The organism is Streptomyces dengpaensis, from assembly GCF_002946835.1.
GTDB classification, from domain to species: Bacteria; Actinomycetota; Actinomycetes; order Streptomycetales; family Streptomycetaceae; genus Streptomyces; species Streptomyces dengpaensis.
Map to the genome: position 1 here is coordinate 8,482,381 of NZ_CP026652.1, position 16,970 is coordinate 8,499,350.

14 protein-coding genes and 5 pseudogenes are annotated in these 16,970 nt (G+C 68.4%); 7 read left to right on the forward strand and 12 right to left on the reverse strand.

The features are described from left to right. Positions 1–10: 10 nt before the first annotated feature. From C4B68_RS39650 to C4B68_RS39685, 8 genes and pseudogenes are all read right to left on the reverse strand, one after another. Positions 11–1,231 carry an RNA-guided endonuclease InsQ/TnpB family protein gene (locus C4B68_RS39650; RefSeq protein ID WP_104879943.1) on the reverse strand — a complete coding sequence of 407 codons (1,221 nt, stop codon included), beginning with the start codon at positions 1,229–1,231 and terminating at the stop codon, positions 11–13. A 365-nt stretch (positions 1,232–1,596) separates the two neighbouring features. Next, positions 1,597–2,160 (reverse strand): annotated as a pseudogene (locus C4B68_RS39655) (transposase); the annotation flags it as partial. 15 nt (positions 2,161–2,175) lie between these two features. Then, entirely contained in the window at positions 2,176–2,721 is a 546-nt protein-coding gene (locus C4B68_RS39660) for a helix-turn-helix domain-containing protein (protein ID WP_146119959.1), read from the reverse strand. 795 nt (positions 2,722–3,516) lie between these two features. Then, positions 3,517–4,350, reverse strand: coding sequence for a PIG-L family deacetylase (locus tag C4B68_RS39665; RefSeq protein ID WP_099506816.1), 834 nt, complete (start codon positions 4,348–4,350; stop codon positions 3,517–3,519). 405 nt (positions 4,351–4,755) lie between these two features. Next, positions 4,756–5,028: pseudogene (locus tag C4B68_RS39670) on the reverse strand (cation transporter); the annotation flags it as partial. A gap of 186 nt (positions 5,029–5,214) precedes the next feature. Continuing rightward, the gene (locus C4B68_RS39675; RefSeq protein ID WP_099506817.1) at positions 5,215–5,991 is read right to left on the reverse strand and encodes a hypothetical protein; all 777 of its coding nucleotides are present in this window, start codon (positions 5,989–5,991) and stop codon (positions 5,215–5,217) included. After that, the gene (locus tag C4B68_RS39680; protein ID WP_099506818.1) at positions 5,988–6,197 is read right to left on the reverse strand and encodes a hypothetical protein; all 210 of its coding nucleotides are present in this window, start codon (positions 6,195–6,197) and stop codon (positions 5,988–5,990) included. Before C4B68_RS39680 ends, C4B68_RS39675 begins: the two co-directional genes overlap by 4 nt. Before the next feature lie 473 nt (positions 6,198–6,670). After that, on the reverse strand, positions 6,671–8,248 hold the full coding sequence (locus C4B68_RS39685) for an IS1182 family transposase (RefSeq protein WP_099506840.1): 1,578 nt from the start codon (positions 8,246–8,248) through the stop codon (positions 6,671–6,673). 558 nt (positions 8,249–8,806) lie between these two features. Here C4B68_RS39685 and istA point away from each other — a divergent pair. The 3 genes from istA to C4B68_RS39700 all read left to right on the forward strand — a co-directional run bounded on the left by istA (position 8,807) and on the right by C4B68_RS39700 (position 11,424). After that, complete coding sequence (istA, locus tag C4B68_RS39690) at positions 8,807–10,048, forward strand: IS21 family transposase (protein WP_099506759.1); 1,242 nt, start codon at positions 8,807–8,809, stop codon at positions 10,046–10,048. Continuing rightward, complete coding sequence (gene istB / locus C4B68_RS39695) at positions 10,048–10,872, forward strand: IS21-like element helper ATPase IstB (protein ID WP_099506758.1); 825 nt, start codon at positions 10,048–10,050, stop codon at positions 10,870–10,872. Before istA ends, istB begins: the two co-directional genes overlap by 1 nt. 288 nt (positions 10,873–11,160) lie before the next feature. Then, the gene (locus tag C4B68_RS39700; RefSeq protein ID WP_143674598.1) at positions 11,161–11,424 is read left to right on the forward strand and encodes a hypothetical protein; all 264 of its coding nucleotides are present in this window, start codon (positions 11,161–11,163) and stop codon (positions 11,422–11,424) included. A gap of 223 nt (positions 11,425–11,647) precedes the next feature. Here the strand turns inward: C4B68_RS39700 and C4B68_RS39705 are convergent, their stop codons facing one another. From C4B68_RS39705 to C4B68_RS43955, 3 genes and pseudogenes are all read right to left on the reverse strand, one after another. Continuing rightward, positions 11,648–11,929: a hypothetical protein gene (locus C4B68_RS39705; protein WP_099506756.1), complete on the reverse strand. Its 282-nt coding sequence runs from the start codon at positions 11,927–11,929 to the stop codon at positions 11,648–11,650. A 105-nt stretch (positions 11,930–12,034) separates the two neighbouring features. Continuing rightward, positions 12,035–12,687, reverse strand: a pseudogene (locus tag C4B68_RS39710) (class I SAM-dependent methyltransferase). Between the two features lie 77 nt (positions 12,688–12,764). Then, a pseudogene (locus tag C4B68_RS43955) lies at positions 12,765–12,950 on the reverse strand (hypothetical protein); the annotation flags it as partial. 203 nt (positions 12,951–13,153) lie between these two features. Here C4B68_RS43955 and C4B68_RS39720 point away from each other — a divergent pair. After that, complete coding sequence (locus C4B68_RS39720) at positions 13,154–13,564, forward strand: RidA family protein (protein ID WP_099506755.1); 411 nt, start codon at positions 13,154–13,156, stop codon at positions 13,562–13,564. 62 nt (positions 13,565–13,626) lie between these two features. Here the strand turns inward: C4B68_RS39720 and C4B68_RS39725 are convergent. Continuing rightward, positions 13,627–13,776 (reverse strand): annotated as a pseudogene (locus C4B68_RS39725) (ATP-binding protein); the annotation flags it as partial. A 145-nt stretch (positions 13,777–13,921) separates the two neighbouring features. Between C4B68_RS39725 and C4B68_RS39730 the strand changes: the two are divergent. From C4B68_RS39730 to C4B68_RS39740, 3 genes are all read left to right on the forward strand, one after another. Then, the gene (locus C4B68_RS39730) at positions 13,922–14,986 is read left to right on the forward strand and encodes a tyrosine-type recombinase/integrase (protein WP_206337082.1); all 1,065 of its coding nucleotides are present in this window, start codon (positions 13,922–13,924) and stop codon (positions 14,984–14,986) included. Beyond that, on the forward strand, positions 14,983–15,294 hold the full coding sequence (locus C4B68_RS39735) for a helix-turn-helix domain-containing protein (RefSeq protein ID WP_099506771.1): 312 nt from the start codon (positions 14,983–14,985) through the stop codon (positions 15,292–15,294). The genes C4B68_RS39730 and C4B68_RS39735 overlap by 4 nt, the downstream gene beginning before the upstream one ends. A gap of 517 nt (positions 15,295–15,811) precedes the next feature. Beyond that, on the forward strand, positions 15,812–16,930 hold the full coding sequence (locus C4B68_RS39740; protein WP_240634393.1) for a tyrosine-type recombinase/integrase: 1,119 nt from the start codon (positions 15,812–15,814) through the stop codon (positions 16,928–16,930). Positions 16,931–16,970 lie beyond the last annotated feature (40 nt).

The following is a 16,970-nucleotide window of genomic DNA, read 5'->3' on the forward strand; positions in this document are numbered from 1 at the left end:
GATTCCAGGCTCAGGCCGCCTCCTGGCCCAGCGGGCCAGGATGTCTTACGCCCTCGATACCTGCCGGGCTCAGACCCGCCCGGACCAGCATCACGTGCGCGGAGTTCTTGTCCCTGGGGCAGACGGCTCCGCACGCGGTGCAGGCATACGTTCTCTCGGAAAGAGGCAGTGCGTGCTTGGTTCTCGCTCCGCACTGCGCACAGTCCATCGTGGTGTGCGCGGGGTGCACCAGGTGCACGATGCGCCCGTGCTTGCGCGCCATCTCCAGCAGTGCCCTCTTCGTGCTGCTGATGGCCGCGTCCGCTGCCTTGCGCGCCATGGTGGTCCTGGCGAGGAACTTGGGCCGGAAGTCCTCTGCCGCTATGGCGTCGTGGTCGCGCACGACCTTCTTGGCCCACTTGCGGCCGGTGTCTTCCCGCTGCCGGGCGACCTTCTTGTGCAGCTGCGCACGGAGCCGCTGTGCCTCCCGGTAGCCCTTCGACCCCGCTTGCCCCTTCTTCGGCTTGCGGCGCGCCATCATCCGGTCGTACCGGGTCAGCTTCGCCTGAGCCTTCTTCCCATGCCCGGCATGCGGAAGGTCGTGGTCGTCGCTGGTGGTGGTTGCGGTCTCCTTCACGCCCCAGTCCACGCCGAGCACCCGGCCCGTCGCCGGGAGCGGCTGGATCTCGGCGGCAACGACGAAGGAGCAGTACCAGTGCCCCACACTGTCTTGGTGGACGCGGACGCTGGACGGGTCGGCCGGAAGGTCGCGGGACCACACCACCGTCAGACTGATGCCGCCGGCCAGATGCAACCGGCCGTCGTTGAGGCGGAAGCCGCGCTTGGTGTAGTTCAAGGTCGGGCCCGCCTCGCGCTTCTTCTTCCAGCGCGGCATCCCTGCCCGCTGCCGCATGGGCAACCGGTCCCTGCTGTCCTTGTGGGCCTTGGCTCGGGATTTCCCGAAGTCGCGGATGATCTGCTGCTGAGGAACCGAGGATCCGCGGGCCAGCCACGGGGTGGTGCGCCGGGCTTGGGTCAGCATCGTGTCGAGCTGGGCCGGGCCGCATGTCTGCTTCTCGCCGGTCGCCTTGTTGCGCCGGTGCGCGGCCTTGGACTTGGCCACGCACTCGTTCCACACCCACCGGCAGCGGTCCCACTCGCCGAGAAGGGCCTTCTCGGCGCCGGCCGAGACGCGAAGACGATAGGTGTACCGGGCGTGCCCCGCACCCTCCGTCATCGCTCCCGCAGCCATGAATCTCAACCTACCCGGGAGGTACGACAGTTGACCCCCATTTGATCTTTGTGGTGCCTCACCTGCGCGAAGGGCGGACGCCCAATCGCCCTGGCGGCGATTCGGCTTCTCCTGCCCTGCTCCGCAGGAGTCCGAATCCTCCCCGGCCTGAAGGCCGGGCCATCCTCGGAGGAACCGGTGACATGCGGAGCTCCGGGTGAGACGTCAGAACGGGGCCGGCGGCTCATCCGATCGGAGCTACGACCCGCGGAGCCGGGAACCCCCAGTGGATCAACGACGCGCAGCGGGATATGGAGGCGGCGCTGAAGAAACTCGATGCGCTCGCCACCGTCACCCGGACCCGCGTTCCGCGTAATTCGGGGGTTCTAAGCGGCTTTGGTGAAGTTCGCTGCTGATCCTTGAATGCGGGCTCGTTGGCGGGTCAGCGCCTGGTCCACGGCGGCGCTGATGGCGTCGAGTTCGGTGTGGGCGCGCTGGGGGTAGTCCTCGTACTTGGCCGAGCGCCAGATGAGTTCGATGTCGTTGAGCTCGGGGCTGCGGGGTGGCAGGTAGAACAGCTCCACCCCGATCTTCGCCAGCTGCTCGCGACGGCCCTTGAACGCCCTGGCCACGTGCGCGGAGGCATTGTCCAGCACCACGGTGCACGGTCGGCGCCGTCGCCAGACCGGTATGGGGGTGCCGTCCGCCGCGAGGTCCAAGGCGGCGGCCCCGCCGGGCAGTCGGGCCAGCCGACGGCAGACGAACTCCAGCAGCACGGCCGCGTCGATCGAGCTGGTGATGCGCTCTGACAGCAGATCGGGCTCGGTGCCCACGACCAGGGCGCCGAGGACGTTGACCCGCCGGTTACGGGTGTCCTCGCGGGGCACCACCGCGCGCTGGCCGATGCGTGACCAGGTGTAGCCGGTGGGCATGGTGGGCGCGAAGCCGGACTCGTCGAGGAAAGATCAGGTCGTGCGTGCCCGCGTCGGCCTCCATCCGTAAGTCCGCAAGTCCTCCAGCTGGTCCCGGGCGACCTGTTGGAGGACGGGGTCGGCCTTGTGCCGAAGGCTGTCGCGGGTGCGTTTCCACCGGAAACCCTCCCGGTGCAGCAGCTCGGTCAGCCACGCCGCCGACACGTGCACGCCCCGGTCCTTCTCCAGCCAGTCGCACAGCTCGGGCGCGGTCCAGGTCACCCCCTCCTCAGCGGAGGCGTCCAGTAACGCGCCCAGTGCCTTCAGGTGTTCGTCAGTGAATGAGGAGGGCCGTCCCGGACGCGGGGCATCGGCCAGGGCGTCACATCCGCCGTCGGCGAAACGGTGCACCGCCTCGCGCACCGTGACCGGGTTGCATTCCAGCAGGTCGGCGACCTGCGGCACAGTCAGGCCCCGGCTCAGCAACCGGATGCACTCCAACCGCCGCCGCTCGTTACGCGACAGGTCACGTCTGGCCAGCCGCCGACGCACCTCGGCCTGCTGCTCGGGCGTCAACTCCACCGTCAGGATCTTTGGCATCAGCACCACTTCCCGTCAAAGCTCCTACCCCAACGAGGAGTTGACTTCACCGAGACCGCCTAGACGAGCCTCACCACCAGGCCCCGACTGCAACCCGCAGCCGGGGCTTCGGCGTTGACGGCCGACGACCTGTAACAGGGCTCACCCAGCCCCAGGCTGAGGCGCGCGCTCGCCGAGGTCGGCCTCATCACTCTGACAGGCGGCGGCAGCTATATCGTGCCCGAACCTTCACAGCACTGCTGGACGGGGTCCGGAGACCGGTGTGGGTCAGCGCGTTTGTGCTGCGCACGGCCCGTGTTTTCCCTGGACCACCGGGCTTGGTCCAGGGGAAACGCACCGCACCGAACGCACCCGGTGCACCACATCGGTGCGGAGGATGCACACCAGGTGCGCCGCGGAATGGGAGGCCGCGGGCCTGCCGGACTCTGACGCAGTCTCCGCCGAGCAGCTGCAGAAGGCACGCACCGGGCTGCAGGTCTGATGCCCGGCGCACCCCAGCTCTACTTGGCGGTGAGCAGGAACAGCGCGCTGAGAACCATGAAGGCCACGCTGACTGCCGCGCTTATGTCCCCGGCGTTCTGCTGCTGGGTGTGTTTCCAGGTGACGTTCCCGGGTACTGCTGGGCCCAGTAACTGCCGTGTGGTCAGCTTGCCTCGCGGAAGCGGGCGAGGGCGGCGGCGAGGGCCTGGACGCGGGCTGCCGGAGCGGAACTCGCGTGGACAAGCCTCCGGGTGTGTGACCCGCTCGATCGCGCCGTGCGGTCGATGCGCTTTCCCGGCCGGTCGGACGGGCGGATCAGCGCAGTCCGGCGAAGAGATCGTTCTCGGGTATGGCCGCGCCGGTGGCGTCCTGGACACGTACGAAGGTCTCCATGCCCATCAACTCGCCGAACCTCTCCTTGCCCATCTTGAGGAAGAAGATGTTCTCGCCCTGACTGGCGTGCGCGGCCAACGCGTCGAACTTCTGACCGCTGAACGCGGTGGTGTCCACCCACGTGGTGATCTCATCGTCGGGGAGGCCGATCTCGGCCATCGCGGCGGCCTCGGCAGGATCCGGCTCCGGCATGTCCTCATGAAACTCGCGCATGATCTCGCCGAACCGCTGCATCATCGAGCGGGGCATCGTGGTCCAGTACACCTTCGGTGCCAGCGCGGTCATCTCCAGCGCCGCCATCGTGATGCGGTGGGCCTGGATGTGGTCGGGGTGGCCGTAGAAGCCGTTCTCGTCGTAGGTGACGACCACGTCAGGTCGGTAGTGGCGCATGAGTTCCGCGAGTCGGGCCGCGCCTTCCTGCACGGGGGTCTGCCAGAAGGATCCGGGGGCGTCGTTGCTCGGCCAGCCCGTCATCCCGGAGTCGGCATAGTCCAGCATCTCCAGATCGCTGACCTTCAGGACGTCACAGCTCGCCTCAAGTTCTTGACGGCGCATCAAGGCGACCGCCGCCGGATCGTGCCCGGGATCGCCCGGCTTGACACCCCCCGGTCCGTCACCGCAACCGCCGTCGGTACACGTCACGAGAACCGTGCGGATGCCTTCCGCCGCGTACCGCGCGAGGACCCCACCGGTTCCGGTGGCCTCGTCGTCGGGGTGGGCGTGTACTGCCATGAGCGTCAAGGGCCGGTCAGTCATGAAACAGTCCTCCTGCAGAAATACGTCTTGGTCCGAGTGCGCGGCGGGCGTACCGCGATCCTGGGGCCCGGATCCTGGTGGGGCGGACGACCTTGTGGTCTCCGTGTTCCCCGCCCGTGCGGCGCCGGTCCCTCGGTCGATGCAACCGTGCCGGCCGGACCGGCTGTTCCCGGCGCGGCCGCTTGGCCTTCCAGGCGTCGGCGTTTCAACGCGAACGAGGTACAGGCGCGACCTGCCTGTCTCAGCGCCACGTCGGATCCGACTTCCATCCGGCACCAGCCGTGAGATTCCGACACGAAACTTCTCTGAACCAAGCGCCCGGTGGGCTCGTGCGGAGCGGGCTCCGCAGGGTGGGCTGGGCGGTCGGCGGGCTGACCTGACCAGCGGCTTGGCGTCTGTGGGTGGTCAGTCGCAGCCGGGACGGCAGCCGCACGCTTCGTCTGAGTCGGCCGCGGCCGGGACCGCTGCGGCGGTGGGGGTCGCGCAGCAGCCTTTGCCTTTCCAGGCGTCGCGGCCTTCTTTGGCGGCGACGGCCGCGATGACCAAGGCGGCGATCGGGTCGGCCCAGGACCAGCCGAGGGCGGCGTTGAGGATCAGGCCGACCAGGAGCACGGCCGAGAGGCAGGTACACAGCAGGGTCTGTTTGGAGTCGGCGACCGCGCTGGCGGAGCCGAGTTCGGCCTTGGGACTGGTGAGCTCGCATGTTCAGGTGTCGCCTCTTCGCGGCCGACTCCAAATGGGGCTCGCGCTGAGTGATCAGCGCGAGCTCGGCGGACGTCGATCGCCAGGGGCTACCGCTGCCTGGCGCGGACAACGTGCGAAGGCGCCCGACCATGCCAGAAGGCACCAAGGCAGCCCTTGCTGTCAGGGGAAGTCCGGGCACTCCTCGGCAAAGCCCTGCGAGACGGGCTGCCATACGCCGTGGTCCTCACGCACGCTCAGCCGATCCGCTTCCTCCGCAGTCTCGATCAGCTGAGCGGTGGTCAAGGGGACGGCCGCCGCGAAGACCCTCCCGAGGTGGTGGCAGTGCAGCATCGGGCGGAGTTCCTCCGAGTACGGCTCATCGGCGACCGCGAAGAGATCGGGCAGGGTCCAGCCCAGCGGACCGGCTACGGCAGATAGCTGCTGGCGCCGGTGCGGACTCGGCTCCCAGCGCCACACCATCCCGTACAGCGTGCTGAGGGACAGTCCCATGAACGGCAGGTCGCGGATGCCGAAGCCGCGATTGCGGATCAACCCGCCGAGTACGGCGGCGAACCTGGTCTCGGCGGGGCGGGGGTACGGCCAGGCCGGCTGCACGAACGGTCCCGGGGCGGCGACGCGGGGCAGCGAGCGGACGAAAGCCTCCAGCGCGGCGAGCTGCGAGTGGTCGCAGTAACTGACGCGGTATGCGAACTGCCTCATGACCCTGGCGTCGCGCTCCGGGGGAAGGAGTTCCGCCGGCACCGGGTGGCCTGCGACAACGAGAAGGTCGGCGGCCGGTATGTCGAGTTCGGCGGCAAGTTCGGTGAGTCGCTGCGGGGCGGTGTCAGTTCCGCTCGCGGCGAGGCTGCTCAGGATGGTGGCCCGTTCCATGTGGTGAAGGTAGCGGGTGGGCTGCCAGGACAGCCGGGGCCGCAGGAGTTCGCGGTTGGGGCTCACCTTCGGTGATCGCCCGGGGCGTATCGGCTCCAGGTTCCACCGGCTTCGACGACCAGGTGGGTGGTGGTCTTGTCGTGGTAGCCGAGGGCCCGAGCGACGACGGGAGCGGGGGCTTGGAGGACCAGTTGGCGGATCGCTGAGGTCCGGCCGCGCTGGGCGGGAACTCCGGCGGCTCGGAGTTGGTCGAGCAGGCTGGTCGGATCCATCGGATGCCCGGGCTGTCGGCTTGCCTGCCGCTGAGAACCCGAACTGCGGCCTCGCTCGTCCTGCTCCACCCCATGTGATCAAGCAGGACCAGGCCCAGGGAAACGAAACTGCTAATGGCTGCAAATCCCTCTGTTGCAGGGGCGATTGGCGTCGCCGTCCGCGCACCCGGGCATGGCTTCATCATCCCAGGACCGGCCCGTCACGCGCAGACTCAGCCCGGGACCCCATGTCCAATAAGTTGCTTTTGCGGCATCGTTGGTTCGGGAGTGTCCAGGGGGCCAACTCCGCCCGCCCGCAGGCCCAAGAGCCGCCACCCGGCCCCATCAGGGCTCATGGCTCACGGCCAGGGCGTCAAGCCCCCTCGTTGGTGCAGCCGCGTCCACACTCCGCTTGCCGCCCGCCCTCTGTCTAGAAGGCTGCTGAAAATCTTGTTGTTGGGGCTGTCCGGCCGTGGGCCGGGCGGCCCTTGTCGCTATGCGGTGGCCGGGGTGAGGTGCCAGGTGGTGCCGGTTCGGGTGAGTCCGAGGTTGATCAGTCGGCGGAGGTTGAGGGCGGCGGCGCGGTGGTGGAGCCAGATGTTGTTGGCGATGATGCCGCGGTGCGGGACGCGGCGGTTGCCCTTGGCGACCAGCCAGGCGATGGCGCGTTCGACCGGGGGCCGCCATCTGCGGTATTCGGCCTGCCAGGCTGGGTCGGCCGCCTCTCGCCGGGCGGCGGTCAGCAGTTGGTGCTGGGGATGGACGTTGAGGGTGCGTCCGGTCTTGGAGGTGGTGCAGCGCCCGCGCAGGGGGCAGTCGGCGCAGAGGTGTTTGAACTGGGCGGTGCGGGCGCCGTCCGCTTTGACCTGGCCGAGGTTGGCGGTGCGTCCGGCCGGGCAGGTCGCGGTGCCGGCGGCTGGGTCGATGCGGAAGTCGTCGATGGTGAAGCCGCCGGGGATCACCTGTCGCAGCGGCGGTGGCTTGATGACCAGGGTGTGGCCTGCGGCCTGCAACTGTTCGCGCAGGTCGCCGGTCCCGTAGGCGGAGTCGCCGAGCACGGTTAATGCGCCGTCCTCCCCGTCCAGCAGTTCACCGGCAACGGCCGCTTCGTGGCTGCCGGGACCATAGCCGCCGGTGAGGGCGACGGCGGTGAACAGCCCGCTCTCCGGCTCGAAGGAGACGTGTCCTTTGAAGCCGTCCTGGTGGCGGGTGCGGTTTTTGTGGATGTGCCGGGCGTCGGGATCGACGGTGGACACCGTCCGGTCGGGCACGGTGCGCTGGGCGATGCGCCAGCGCCCGTCGCGTCCGTCGGAGTCGGGGGCCGGCTCGACGTCCTGCCCGGCGACCAGGGCCAGCAGGCCCACCGCGTTCGCGGCCTTCTCGCCCAGCTCCCGCTCGGGCAGGTGCCCGAGCAGGTTGAGGGCGTCGGTGACCAGCGCATCGACCAGCGCGGCGCGCGCCTGCTCGTCGTTCCAGGCGATCTTCGGTTTGCCCGGGTCGGTGTAGTCGTGCGCGTGGCAGTGCTCTGCGGCCACCTCCTGGGCTCCGGGGACCTCGCGGATCACCCGGCGGATGGCGGAGATGATCTGGGTAACGGTGTCCTGGGTGGCCACCGCGTCATCGAGGACGGTGGAGTCCAGCGCCCGCCGCTGCCTGCCCTTGAGTACGCCGGTCGCGGCCACGACTTCCTTGACCTTGGTGAAGATCCGCATCGGATCGGCCGAGTGGCGCAGACGGCGCCTAAAGTACGTCAGCAGCGACGGATCGAATGCCATGTCGTACAAGCCCAGCCCGCAGGCCGCTTTCCACCGCAGATCACACCGCAGTTCCTGGACCGTCTCGAAGTCCGACAACCCCTGCAGGCTCTGCAGCACCACGGTCGCGGCCAGGACCTGCGGCGGCAGACTCGGACGGCCGTTGGACGAGGGATACATGTCGGCGAACATCGACGGCGGGAACAGTGCCTCCCGGTGCTCGGCCAGGAACGCAAACACGCTCCCGGCCGGGATCAACTCCCGGCAGGTCTCCCACACATCCGGCCCGGCCATCTCCCCGGCCCATTCCCCCTGCATGCCTACAAGACTGGCCCCGGCCCGGCCGGGCCGGGGCCAGAACCCGCAACATTTTCAGTGATCTTCTAGATGATGCTGAGCAGCAGATAACAGCGAGGCCGGTTCACCCGGCCCGCGGATGTCCTTGAACTGCTACTGGCTGCAACGTATCGACAGGGACACACACGGCAGGGGCACGTTGGCGCGTACCCCGCCCGCACCAAGCCGGTACCCCTGCGGGTACGGGCTTCGTCGTTGCCACCACGCGATTGCCGCCCGGTACGGTGCCGGGATCCCCCTGGTCGAGCCCGGGCCCGCCATGCCCTCATCTATTGCAAGAGCGGATGCTGTTCGCCTCGCGCAACGCTGCCTCTCTCCGGGCGGGATCGCCAGTCTTCGACGCCCCCCTAGGGCTGGGGGAGTGGGTCGCGCGTAAGGGAGTCCGAGTGCGGCGATGGGGAGATGCGGGAGTTGATCTCGGCGACGCCTGAATTCTGACCCTCTGACGGCGGATCAAAAGTGACCCTCTCGGTGGTCTTCGCCTGAACCTGATCTTGATCGGAAGGTCAGGAGGGAAGGGTGATCCGCGTGGAGGACTGGGCAGAGATCCGCAGGCTGCACCGGGCCGAGCAGATGCCGATCCGGGCGATCGCCCGGCATCTGGGCATCTCGAAGAACACGGTGAAGCGTGCACTGGCGAGTGACCGGCCGCCGAAGTACGAGCGGCCGGCCAAGGGCTCGGTGGTCGACGCGGTCGAGGTGCAGATCCGTGAGCTGCTCAGGGAGACCCCGACGATGCCTGCCACGGTGATCGCCGAGCGGATCGGATGGGAGCGCGGGATGACGGTCCTCAAGGAGCGGGTGCGGGAACTGCGGCCCGCCTACGTTCCCGTCGATCCGGTCTCCCGCACGACCTATCAGCCGGGCGAGCTGGCCCAGTGCGACCTGTGGTTTCCCGACGCGGACATCCCGCTCGGCTACGGGCAGACGGGGCGTCCGCCGGTGCTGGTGATGGTGTCCGGCTACTCGCGGGTGATCGCCGCGCGGATGCTGCCCTCCCGCACGACCGGCGACCTGATCGACGGGCACTGGCGGCTGCTGAACGGGTGGGGCGCCGTGCCCAAAACGCTGGTCTGGGACAACGAGGCCGGGGTCGGCCGCGGCAGGCTCACCGCAGAGTTCGCCGCGTTCGCCGGCCTGCTCGCCACCAAGATCTACCTCTGCAGGCCCCGTGACCCCGAGGCGAAAGGGCTGGTCGAACGCGCGAACGGTTATCTCGAGACCTCGTTCCTGCCCGGCCGCACGTTCAGCGGCCCCGGCGACTTCAACACCCAGCTGACCACCTGGCTGGCGGTTGCCAACCGGCGCCTGCACCGCACCCTTAAGGCCCGTCCCGCCGACCGCTGGGAGACCGACCGGGCCGGGATGCTCACCCTGCCGCCCGTCGACCCGCCCGCCTGGTGGCGGATGCAGACCCGCATCGGGCGTGACCACTACGTCCGCGTCGATACCAACGACTACTCCGTGCACCCCGAGGCGATCGGACGCACCGTCACCGTGCTCACCGACAACGACGAGGTCATCGCGCTGGCGCCCGGCGGCGTGATCGTCGCCCGCCACCCCCGCTGCTGGGCCCGCCACCAGACCCTCACCGATCCCGATCACGCCGCTGCGGGCCAGACGATGCGCGGGCAGGCCCGCCATCAGCAGGCCGCCCAGGCCGAGGCCGGCCCGCTCGTCGAGGTCGAGCAACGCGAACTCGGCGCCTATGACCGGCTGTTCACCGTCATCGAAGGCGGCGGCGACAGGGAGGCCGGCTGATGCCTCGCACCACCAGTGCCCCGGCCCAAAGCACCGGAGCGGGCCGCAGGACCGGCTCCCAGACCATCGCCGACCTCGCTTTCCTCGCCCGCGCGATGAAGGCCCCGGCCCTGCTGGACGCCGCCGACCGGCTCGCCGAACGCGCCCGCAAGGAGTCCTGGACCCACGCCGAATACCTCGTCGCCTGCCTCCAACGCGAAGTGTCCGCCCGCGAATCACACGGCGGCGAGGCGAGAGTACGTGCCGCCCGCTTCCCCGCGATCAAGACGATCGAGGAGCTCGACGTCACCCATCTGCGCGGCATGACGCGACAACAGCTCGCGCATCTGGGCACGTTGGACTTCATCGCCGGCAAGGAGAACGCCGTCTTTCTGGGCCCGCCGGGCACGGGCAAGACACACCTGGCGATCGGCCTCGCGGTCCGCGCCTGCCAGGCCGGACACCGCGTCGCCTTCGCCACCGCCGCCGAGTGGGTCGACCGCCTGGCCGCTGCCCACCACTCCGGACGGCTCCAGGCCGAGCTCACCAAGCTGAGCCGCTACCCGCTGATCGTGGTGGACGAGGTCGGCTACATCCCCTTCGAAGCCGAGGCCGCGAACCTGTTCTTCCAGCTCATCTCGAACCGATACGAACGCGCGTCCGTGATCGTCACCAGCAACAAACCCTTCGGACGCTGGGGAGAGGTCTTCGGCGACGAGACCGTCGCCGCCGCCATGATCGACCGCCTCGTCCACCACGCCGAGGTCCACTCCCTCAAAGGCGACTCATTCCGCATGCGAGGACGCGAACTCGGACGCGTCCCCGCCACTACCGACAACGACTGAAACGACCGAACCGAAGACACCCGGGTCAGATTTCACCTGTCCAGACTGGGTCCGAGTTCAGCCGCCGCCGACAGTTGATGGCGGCCGCGAAGTACCGTCAGCCCAGGCAGGGGACGGGCTTGGCTGGTGTGGGGGCGCCGGCGGAGGAAGTGATGGTCAGGGAAGGGATACCCAAGATCCGGTGTGGGGAACGGGAAGGGCCGGCCGTCGCCGCGGTCGGGTCAGCGGCCGTGACGCCCGAACAGGTGCTGCCAGAACGTGGAGCGTCTCCCGTGCCAGCGTGCCCAGATGAGTTCTTCGCTGGATGGGCCGGTGAACTGCTGGCGCGGCGACATCTGGACGTACGCCGAGCGCCGCGAGCGTGGAGGCGGCCGCCCGGCCGGAACGACGGATCGCCGCTGCCCCTACGACGGCGATCCCCGTCTGGACCAGGCCCGCACCGCGGTCAAGGCAAACCCCGGAACTCCTGCAGCCCAACTCGCCGGCCAGCTGGCCCACGAGCACGGCGGCACCGCCATCGTCCGCAGCGCGCGACAGCACCCCGAGGACTGACCCGCGGCGATGAGCAGAGGGGTGCTTACGCCTTTAGTCGCCCTGGGGACCATCCCCGCGGGCGCGGGGACGGTTACATGATCGGCCGGACAAGTCCTGACTGAAGCTCCGGCCAGGATGCATCCACCGGCCGGGGCTCGAGAGGTCCCGCCCCCCGGGAGCTCACGTGGTTCGGGAACCCCAAGATGGTGCTGTGACGCCACTGCGTAACGGCTACTAACCGTTACAGGGCGCGGGCGGTCTTCGGTGGCTCTTCGAAGAAGAACGGGGTCGGTGCGACGCCAAGCCCAATCCACGAGGGCCCCAGGCCCTGGCCTTTGCGCTTTGCCCGCTGAGCCAGCAAGGCGATGATGCCGGCAGACGCCGCCACAACTTTGCTGGCGGTGGAGTCTGGGATCGCGGCAGCCACGATAGCTACGGCAGATGCCGAGTCTGCAAGGTCCTCGGTCTGTTCCTTGGTGAAGTAGATCGTCAGGCCGAACCGCTTGCGCTCGTAATGCACCATGGCATCCCCCAGATTTCTGCAGTGGTATGCCCGTTGCCTCTCGCCCTTAAATGCCCGGACATGGAGCGGCCCCGGCCGGGATTCCGGTCCGGCCGGGGCCGCGGTTCAGGCGCGGGCGGCGACGATCAGGGTCCCGATGTGGCCGGGCTTTGGAGCCTCGAGGACTTCCGCCTTGGCGGTGGCGAAACCGGCCCGGATCAAGAACCGCTCCCACACCTGGGGACGGTAGCTGTACCGGTAGGCGTACATCGCCTTCCCCGCGAAGCCGCCCTTGTACATGCCCTGCGGGCCGTAGGCGCCGGGGATGGCCGTCGGGTGGGAGAAGACGAACATCCCATCGGGTTGAAGCCGGGCGTGGACGAGAGGGAAGAGCCGGCTCGGGTCGGTGAACCAGGCCGCGCCGAAGATGCTGTACACGGCTCGTAGGTCTCGCCGCCGGCCGCCAGGTACTCGAGGACCTCGCCCTGATGGAAGACGGCTCCCGTCGTCGCCCACTTCTCGGTGGACTTCTTCACCATGACCGGCGACAGATCCACGCCATGCGCGGTGACGCCCCGCTCGGCCAGGTATGCAAGGGCGCGGCCGGTGCCGCAGCCGAGCTCCAGCACCTCGCGAGAGTCGCCGAGGAGCTCAGGGCCGGGGCCATGGCCGGTGTACTGGGTCCAGCAGAAGGACGGCTCGGCGTCGTCCTTGAAAGCGGACTCGGCGTAGGTGTCCCACAGTTCGGTCTCGGCGGCGATGTCGTGCGGTACGGGCACAGCGCGTTCCTTCGGGTCGTCAGGATGCCGAGCCCCCGCCCTCGGGAGCCGTCAGGGCGGGGGCGACTGTAGCGAGGTCAGTGGCTGTCGGGGACCTTGTCATCGCACGGCGAGCAGTCCGCGCCGTCGATGGCCCACAACTCCTCGTCGATTGCCCAGCCCTGGCTCTTCAGGAAGTCGCCGGTGCGCAGGCACAGGCCGTCGCGGCGGCGCTCGATGAACGGGGCGTGGTGCTTGAACCGGCCGCCCTTGTACAGGTGGCAGATACCCCACCATGGCTACGTTGATCTCTAGGAACAGCGTTTCTTGATGGGTTCCGGAGTCAGTTGGTGATCATCCGGTGCGGGAATGTCGAGCAGAAATGACGGCGTTGCCGTGGGGCGGCGAGAAAAAGGGAAGGCGGAAGCCAACTGGCCGTTGGCAGGATGTCCCCGCTCAACATCCGATGGGAAAGGACCCGACAACCGTGGCTCGTGCCATCACTTTGATCCGCTCCGCCTCCCTGTCCGAAGTCGCCGAGTACGCCTACGCGGCCACTGCGCCCGCCGAGTCACGCCTGATCTTCCTCGCTGGGGCGTGTCCGCTGAACGATGACGGCTCCACAGCAGCGATCGGGGATTACGCGGGCCAGGCAGCGAAAGCCATGGAGAACATGCAGGCCGCTCTCTCTGCCTCAGGTGCGTCACTGCAGGACGTCATCAGTACCCGGGTCCTCGTCGCATCGGCCCGGCGGGAGGACCTGGTGGCTGCCTGGCGGGTAGTCCGCGACTTGTTCGCTGACCATGACGTCCCCAGCACCTTGATGGGCGTCACCGTGCTCGGCTACAAGGACCAACTCGTCGAGATCGAGGCCGTCGCCGCCGTGCTCGATTCTTGAGACCTTCTCCAAAGGACACCGCGAACGTGGGACGGCCAGCCGTCGAGGAACGTAGGCTGCGGTCAGCCGGCCTTGGCGGGCTGCTCAGCTCGTGCTCGGGTACTGGCGAGGCGGTAGGAGTCTGTGCCGGTCTCGATGATGGTGCCGTTGAAGGTGAGACGGTCGACGATGGCCGCGCAAAGCCGGGGATCCGTGAACGTCTTGGTCCAGCCATCTGGGGCTGGCACTTGTTCCCCATCGAGAGTTCCTGCTGCCACCTGGCCGTATCCCGTTCCTGGGGTCCTCGTTGAATCTCGTGGCGGCACTCAGTTTCTCCAGGTGCCACCTTGACCGTTCAGGCGCGAGGAAGGTGTGCCGGTGGGCGAGGCGAGACTGCAGGTCATCGCAGGCGGTGCCGTTCCGCAGGGGCCGCTGATGACGGACCCCTGGCAGTTCCAGGCAGTGTGCGTCGATGCGTTCGTCGCCTCATGGCGGGCTCGCGGGTTCAGCCCGGTGACCATCGACAACGACATCGGTCTCCTGGAGCGGACCCTCACGGCTCTGGGACGACCAGCCTGGGAAGTGACGCCCGAGGACGTTGACCGCGTGGTCGGTGACCTCGCGGTGAAGGGCCGCAAGACCTCAACCCGACGCGAGTACGTGCAGATCTTCAAGGGCTTCCACCGGTTCCTGCAGGCCCGCAAGTCGGCCGAGATCGAGGCGGCCTTCGGGGTCCGGCTGGTCTGCCCAGTCGACGAGTTCAACGCGTCAAGGCATGTCGGCGATGACTCCCCGGCCTTGGTGCCGCCACCGACCCCGGAACGGGTGGCGGAATTCTTCGACTTCATGAAACAGCGGATCGCGACCGCCCGGAAGTACGGACCTGCCGCCCGTGACTATGCGATGTTCCGGACGCTCTATCACGCTGGGCTCCGCTCGGAGGAGGCATCGCTGCTGGAGAAGCCAGACCTGCACTTCACCCGCGGCCCGTTCGGCAAGCTCCACGTCCGCTTCGGCAAAGGCGCCCATACTTCGGGACCGCGGCCGCGGTGGGTGCCCATGCTCGACGGCCTCGACCTGGTGCTGCGATGGTTCCTGGAGGACGTGCGGCCCAAGTTCCCTGACTCGCCTGTGCTGTTCGCCGACGAGTCCGGCGGCAGCCTCCATCGCGGAACCATCCGCAACCGGCTGCGATATCTCATGGAACTCGAAGGCCGGCCAGCGGCCGAGCGGTTCAGTCCGCATGCCCTGCGGCGGGCCTGCGCGACCCACAACTACGAACGTGGCGTCGACCTGGTCGCGATCCAGCAGATGCTCGGTCACTGGACGGTCAGTTCGACCATGCGATATGTCCGGCCTTCCGCAACGTTCATCGAGGACGCCTATCAACGGGCTGTCGCCGGCACCCTGGCCGAACTGACCGGGAAGGACACCACCGCATGAAGATCCAATGGCGGCTGCGGATGGCCGCCGCCCAACGCGAGGTCTGGACGGGCACCGAACTGCGGCGGCTGCTGGCCGAGAAGGCCGGCCTGGAGTTGTCCTCCGCGTCGGTTTCCGCGCTGTTCACCAAGGAGCCCTCGCAGGTGAAGATGACCACGCTGGCCGCGTTGTGCACCGCGCTGGAGTGCACTCCCAACGACCTGATCCAGGTCGACACCACCCCCGTCGGGCCCGTCGCACCACCACGGCCGGTCGCAGATCTTCCGCAGGCCGCCTCCGCCCGGGGCCGCTCGATGCCACCGTTGTGACTCGGAGGGTGTGGTGGGCAAGAAGCAACGGGACTGCAGCACCTGCGGTGCCCCGGTGGGATTTCTCGACCGGGACCTGTGCTGCCTTTGCTTTCGCCGCCTCAAGGAGCAAGCAGCGAGGGCGACTTGTCCGTCCTGCGGCCTGGACCGTGTCCTGCAGGAGGACACCGGCCGGTGTGTGTTGTGCTCGCGAGTCTGCGAAGAGTGCGGGCATCCGGTGCGATCACCGCAGAACCGGCTGTGTCGGGACTGCCGACGCCGAGCCGAACGGCTGGCCTCCCAACAACGGTGTCCCCGTTGCGGAAGGGCGGGATATCTGCGCGAGGCGACCGGCTGGTGCGGGTCCTGTTCACGGCCCCGACAGGGGAAACAGCCGCCGCGGAACTGCCGCGAGTGCGGGCAGCTCAGGCGTCATGCCGGGCTGGGGCTGTGCTCGGCCTGCTGGCAAAAGCACCCCGGCCGCCCCTTCATCCGCGGCGAACACCTTCGCGACCAACTACCCGACCCGCCTGCATGGTTGGACGACTTCGTCGCTCATGTCGCGGCCCGCCATTGTGTCGGCCGGGCCTGCGGATTCGTCGTGGACCTGGGCCGCCTTCTTCAGGACGAGCACTCCAACTCGCCCCAGGCTCTCATCGAACGATCCCGCAGACCGGGTCGGTCCATGGGCTCCTTCGCCCGCGCGCTTGAGGACTTCTTCACCCTCCGCGGCCTGGCCCTGCCCACTGACCAGTCCGAACGGCTCGCCGCCGGGCGGCGCAAACGCCGCGTCGACACCGTGCCCGAACCGCTGAGACCGGCCGTTGTCGCCTTCGATGACTCTCGGATGCGAGCCCAGGACCGAGCCCGCCGGGCGGGAACCCGCCCCCGCAGTGATCACACGCTGGAAACGGCCCTGGCCACCATGCGGGACCTCGCGCTGTTCCTCATGAACCATCGAGGCAAGACCGACTGGGCCCTCGTGGATGTGCATGACGTCGAGGCATTCCTGGTCACGCTGCCCAAGGGACGCAAGCGGCGGCTGACCGTGCTGCGGCAGTTCTTCCGCTTCGCTCGCTCTCAGAAGATGGTGCTGGTGGATCCCACCCGGACCCTGACCGCAAAGGAGTCGAACGGCTTCCGCGGCCGGACACTCACCCTCGATCAGCAGCGTGAGCTATTCCGCCGCTGGACCACCAGACCCCAAGTCCACCCGCATGAAGCCCTGTTGGGCATGTTCGCCCTGTTGCACGGAGCCTCCAGCTCGGACATCCGCCTGCTGCAGATCGCCGACGTGAACCCGCTGGCCCAGACGGTCGGGCTCGGCAAACGACCCCGCCCCGTGCCACTGGACCCTGCCTCCTGGGCCGTGCTGCAGAGATGCCTTGACCATCGCGACGGCTGGCGAACCGACAACCCGCACGTGATGGTCACCAAAGGAACAAAGGCCGGGCGGAGCCCGGCCTCGACTGCCTATCTTTCCCACGTCCTGGACGACTGCGGATACCCGCCGCGGATGATTCGCAGCACCCGCCTCGTCGACCTGGTGAACACCATGGATCCCAAGCTCGTGGCGGCGGCCTTCGGAATGACGGCCGAATCGACTTTGATCTATCTGGCCGATCACATCGACGACGGGCGCCTGCCGAACCCGTGAACTTTCGGCAGCACCTCGCACGAGTTCGCCGGAACAAGTG